General features: G+C 68.0%; 5 protein-coding genes. All 5 read left to right on the top strand.

Features of this window, described 5'->3' with window-relative positions; genetic code table 11:
* Positions 1–109, top strand: a 109-nt coding sequence (locus KZA10_RS07325) for an MGMT family protein (protein WP_218682530.1), incomplete at its 5' end; no start/stop codon positions are given.
* A gap of 79 nt (positions 110–188) precedes the next feature.
* A complete protein-coding gene (locus tag KZA10_RS07320) occupies positions 189–1,238 on the top strand; it encodes a dipeptidase (RefSeq protein ID WP_055870521.1) in 1,050 nt (349 codons plus the stop codon).
* Between the two features lie 55 nt (positions 1,239–1,293).
* Positions 1,294–1,449 (top strand): hypothetical protein, encoded by a 156-nt coding sequence (locus KZA10_RS07315; protein WP_157535648.1) that lies wholly within the window; start codon positions 1,294–1,296, stop codon positions 1,447–1,449.
* 102 nt (positions 1,450–1,551) lie between these two features.
* Positions 1,552–3,483, top strand: a complete 1,932-nt coding sequence (locus tag KZA10_RS07310) for an ABC transporter ATP-binding protein (RefSeq protein WP_218682529.1) — start codon at positions 1,552–1,554, stop codon at positions 3,481–3,483.
* Positions 3,480–5,294 carry an ABC transporter ATP-binding protein gene (locus KZA10_RS07305; RefSeq protein ID WP_055870527.1) on the top strand — a complete coding sequence of 605 codons (1,815 nt, stop codon included), beginning with the start codon at positions 3,480–3,482 and terminating at the stop codon, positions 5,292–5,294. Before KZA10_RS07310 ends, KZA10_RS07305 begins: the two co-directional genes overlap by 4 nt.
* Positions 5,295–5,395: the final 101 nt, after the last annotated feature.

The raw sequence follows: 5,395 nt of genomic DNA, 5'->3' as shown, positions 1-5,395 counted from the left end.
GTTCGTGCCCTGCCATCGCGTGCTGCGTACCGACGGCGGCCTCGGCGGATTCGCCTGGGGTCTCGACGTCAAGGAGAGTCTGCTCGCGCGGGAGAGCGCCGGCGTTTGAGCCGCGGGCACCACGACGGGTTGTCGTCATGGTGCCCGTCGACGAAGCATCCGCACCGACGCGGCCGTAGGCTCATCCCGTGACCGCCAACGATGCACTCGTCCTCCACCGCCGTGCCGTCGTCGCCGACGCGCACAACGACCTGCTGTGCTCGGTGGCGACCCGCCCCTCGGATGAGTGGTCGGACTACTTCCGTACGCAGTGGCTCCCGCAGCTGCAGGAGGGCGGTGTGGACCTTCAGGTCCTGCCCGTGTTCATCGACGACGTGTACCGCCCGGAGGGGGCACTGCGTCGCACCTTGCGCATGATCGAAGCCGCCCACCGGCTGGCGGAGGGCAACGCGGACGCCGTCGGGCTGTGCCTGGACGGTGATGACATCGACCGCGTGATCGGCGAAGGGCGCATCGCGCTGGTGCTCGCCCTGGAGGGGATGCCCGGAATCGCCGACGACGTCGAGCTGCTGGAGACCGTGCATCGCCTCGGGATCCGGATCGGCGCGGTCGCGCACTTCGGACGCAGCGCCTTCGCCGACGGCAGCGGCGAAGACGCCGCGGGCAGCAGGCTCACCCGCACCGGAATCCGGGCGCTCGCGGAGATGGAGCGCGTCGGCATGATCTTCGACATCAGCCATCTCGGAGCGGGCGGAGTCGACCACGTGCTCGAGATCGCCACACGGCCCGTCATGGCCACGCATTCCTCGGCGCGTGCGCTGTTCGACCACCACCGCAACCTGACCGACGCGCAGATCGCCGGGGTCGCGGAGAGCGGGGGAGTCGTGTGCGTCAACTTCTTCGCGCCCTACCTGCACGAGAGCGCCTACACGATCGACACCCTGATCGACCACTTCGAGCGGGTGGTGTCGGTCGCGGGGATCGCGCACGTCGGGATGGGGTCGGACTTCGTCCGCGAGGTGCTCGCGGACACGACGGCCCCGTGTTGCGTGCAGACGACGATCGAGGGAGTCCCCGCCGACCGGTACCTCCCAGGACTCGATGGTCCGACCGGGCTTCCGCTCGTGACCGAGGCTCTGCTGCGCCGCGGCTGGCCGGAGGCGGACATCCTCGCCGTGCTGGGCGGCAACCTGCGACGCTTCCTCCGGTCGGAGCTCGCCGTCACCGCCGGCGCCTGAGCGTCACGAGGTCTCCTTTCTCGCGACCTCGACGATCGCGGCGCAGGAATCGGGAATGACTCTTGCTTTCAGCTGGTTCACAGCAATAGGCTGGTGGGCTGTCGCGCCAACCGGACGACATCGCCGAGCCCCTGAGGAGGACACCATGACCACGATCGCCATCGCGCGGATCGCAGCTCTCGGCTCGACCACGGCGCGCCCGCTCTCCTAGAGCCACCCCGCCCCTTCTTCGTCGGATGCCGGACTCTGTGAGTCCGCTCTCGCATCCGTCCCCTTCCGCACCCGCTGTCCATACGAAACTCGTCTGAGAGACATGTCTTCCTCGCCTTCCGCGCAGAACGCCTCGCCGTCATCGACCCTTTCCACTCCGGCCGCACTGTGGCGCCTGAAGCCCTTCGTGAAACCCGTCATCTGGCGGCTCGCCGGCGGTGCCGCCAGCGCGCTCATCGCCGCCGTCATCGCCCTGATGATCCCGATCGTTCTCGAGCAGATCATCAGCGGCCCGGTCTACTCCGGTGATCTCAGCGCCATCGTCTGGGGCGCCGTCGCCGTCTTCGCCCTCGCTCTCGGCGAGGCACTGATGGTCTGGCTGCGACGCCAGTTCGTGCTCAACCCCTCGACCGAGGTCGAGTACAAGATGCGCACCGAGCTGTACTCGCGCCTGCAGACCCTCCCGGTGTCGTTCCACGACAGGTGGGGCTCCGGTCAGCTGCTCAGCCGCATGATGCAGGACATCGGCCTCATCCGCCGCTGGCTCGCGTTCGGCCTCGTGCTGCTCGTGGTCAACATCCTCACGATCATCATCGGATCCGTGCTGCTGTTCCGGTGGCACTGGCTGCTGGGCGTGATCTTCCTGGTGACCGCGATCCCGCTGTGGATCCGCGGCTACCTGTTCGAGAAGCGCTACGGCGCCCTCACCCGTCGCAGCCAGGATCAGGCCGGTGACCTCGCCACCAGCGTCGAGGAGAGCGTGCACGGCATCCGCGTGCTCAAGGCGTTCGGGCGCGGCAAGCACGCCCTCAGCCGCTTCAGCCGTCAGGCCGAGACTCTGCGCGAGACCGAGATGAGCAAGGCCGGCGCGATCGCGTCCATCTGGTTCTGGCTCGACCTCATGCCGCAGATCGCGTTCGGTCTGAGCCTGATGTCGGGCATCTGGCTGATCTCGGTGGGGCAGATCGACGAGGCGCAGCTGTTCGCGTTCTTCGCGATGGCGGTCGTGCTGCGCTGGCCCATCGAGTCGATCGGCTTCCTGTTCTCGTTCATGCTCGACGCCCGCACGGCGACCGACCGTGTGTTCGACATCTTCTCGGAGACCAACACCATCACCGACCCGGAGAACCCGGTGCACATCGGGAACCCCCGCGGAGAGCTCGCGTTCGAGAACGCGCACTTCCGCTACCAGGATGCGGGCGCCCACGAGCGCGATCTGCTCGACGGCATCGACCTGGTGCTGCGCCCCGGTGAGACCATGGCGCTGGTCGGACTCACCGGCAGCGGCAAGACCACGCTCACCACGCTGCCCACTCGTCTGTACGACGTGACCGGTGGCAGGGTCACGCTCGACGGCGTCGATGTGCGCGACCTTCCGCTCGCGGAACTCCGTCAGCACATCGCGATGGCGTTCGAGGACGCGACGCTGTTCTCGGCGACGGTCCGGGAGAACGTGCTCCTCGGCCGTGCCGAGCTCGATGTGCACAGCGAGGAGGGGGAGCGCGTGCTGCGCGAAGCCCTCGAGGTCGCCCAGGCGTCGTTCGTCGATGCGCTGCCCGACGGCGTCGAGACGGTCATCGGCGAGGAGGGGCTCAGCCTCTCCGGCGGCCAGCGGCAGCGACTCGCCCTCGCTCGCGCGGTGGCGGCGAACCCGAAGGTTCTCGTCCTCGACGACCCGCTGTCGGCGCTCGACGTCGACACCGAGGCTCTCGTCGAGGAGGCCCTTCGCCACGTGCTCGCCGACACCACGGCCATGATCGTCGCGCACCGGCCATCGACAGTGGCGCTCGCCGACCGCGTGGCCCTGCTGGAAGCCGGTCGCGTGACGGCGGTGGGCACGCACTCCGAGCTGCTGAAGACGAGCCGGCACTACCGTCACGTCATCTCCAGCCTGGAGGCGGAGGAGGCGGCGCGGACCGGGGCGATCCCGGTGATCCGCGATGAACAGGCCGAGATCGACGAAGAGGTCCAGGAGGGCCTCGGGATGCGAGCCGCCGACGAAGACCCGATCACCGAGAAGGAGGTGCAGCGATGAGCTCCGCGATCACCGGAACCCAGAACGAGGACCGTTCCGAATACACCCGTGACGAGAGCAGGGAGATCCGTCGTCGGTCCCTCCGGTTGCTCGGATCCCTGGTCAGCCCTCTGAAGCCGCGGATCGTGCTGGCCGCCGCGGTGCTGGTCGTGTCGACCGCTCTGCAGGTCGCCGGCCCCATCCTCATCAGCATCGGCCTCGACCGCGCACTGCCTGCGGCCATCGAACGGGCCGACTGGATGCCGACCTTCATGATCGGCGGCATCTACCTGCTGGCGGGAGCGCTGGCCGCCGTCCTGATCGCCTGGTACGTGATCATCGCCGCCAAGCTCACCCAGGCGGTGTTGCTCGATCTGCGCAAGCGCATCTTCCTGCACACCCAGCGCCTCAGCCTGGAGTTCCACGAGTCGTACACGTCTGGCCGCATCATCTCGCGCCAGACGAGTGACCTCGACTCGATCAAGGAGCTCCTGGACGGCGGCCTGAACGAGCTCGTCTCCGGCGTGCTCTTCGGCCTGTTCACCTTCATCGCCCTGTGCGTGTGGGACTGGCAGTCCGGACTCATCCTCGCGATCGGCGGAGTGCCGCTGTTCTTCCTGATGAAGTGGTTCTACTCGCGCTCGCAGCTCGTCTACCGCGAGTCGCGCGTGATCAGTGCCAAGGTGATCGTGCAGTTCGTCGAGACGATGACCGGCATCCGCGCCGTGAAGGCGTTCCGCAAGGAGCCCCGCAACGACAAGGCGTTCCAGGAGATCGCGGGCGAGTACCGCGATGTCAACCGTCGCTCGATGCTGCTGTTCGGCACGTTCGAGCCCGGACTCATGGGTGTGGCCGCGCTGGTGCTCGGCATCGTCGTGCTGTGGGGCGGCATCCGCGTCTCCGAGGGGGCGCTCACGGTCGGTGTGCTGCTGTCCGCCGTGCTGTACGTGCGCAACTTCTTCGCTCCGATGCAGGAGATCGCCATGTTCCTGAACTCCTACCAGTCGGCGACGGCCGCGCTGGAGAAGGTGTCGGGCGTGCTCGAAGAGGTGCCGACGGTTCCGGACCCCGAGAAGCCGGTCGACCTGTGGGAGTCGCGCGGACACATCGAGTTCGACGAGGTGACCTTCGGGTACAACGGCGAGAAGACGATCCTCCCGAACTTCTCGCTCGACATCCCGGCGGGGCAGACGATCGCCCTGGTGGGAACGACCGGTGCCGGCAAGTCGACGCTCGCCAAGCTCATCTCGCGCTTCTACGACCCCTCCGAAGGGCGGGTGACCCTCGACGGGGTAGATCTGCGCTCGCTGCACCCGAAGGATCTCCGTCGCGCGATCGTCATGGTCACGCAGGAGGCCTACCTGTTCAGTGGGACCGTCGCCGACAACATCGCACTCGGCAAGCCGGAGGCGACGCTCGACGAGATCAAGGCCGCGGCACGCGCCGTGGGGGCCGACGGCTTCATCTCGTCGCTGCCGGACGGCTACGGCACCGATGTGAACAAGCGCGGTGGGCGGGTCTCGGCCGGTCAGCGCCAGCTCATCTCCTTCGCCAGGGCGTTCCTCGCCGACCCTGCGGTGCTGATCCTCGACGAGGCCACGGCATCGTTGGACATCCCGTCGGAGCGTCTGATCCAGGATGCGCTGCAGACTCTTCTCAAGGACCGGACGGCGATCATCATCGCGCACCGACTGTCGACGGTCGCGATCGCCGACCGGGTGCTGGTGATGGAGCACGGCCGCATCATCGAGGACGACACCCCCGCCGCGCTCATCAGCGGCACCGGGAAGTTCGCGCAGCTGCACGCAGCCTGGCAGGAGACGCTCGTCTGACCACTCCCTCGACGACTGCGGCCATGCCCGACCTCGCCGGTGCGGCGGGGCCGCCATGGCCGCAGCGGTCGAGGGGTGGGCGAGCACCCGGGGGTGAGCGT

The sequence above is a fragment of the Microbacterium sp. BF1 genome (assembly GCF_019279095.1).
In the GTDB taxonomy this organism is placed as follows: Bacteria; Actinomycetota; Actinomycetes; order Actinomycetales; family Microbacteriaceae; genus Microbacterium; species Microbacterium maritypicum.
The sequence above is the reverse complement of the archived record's forward strand: the minus strand, read 5'-3'. Positions and strand labels throughout refer to the sequence as shown.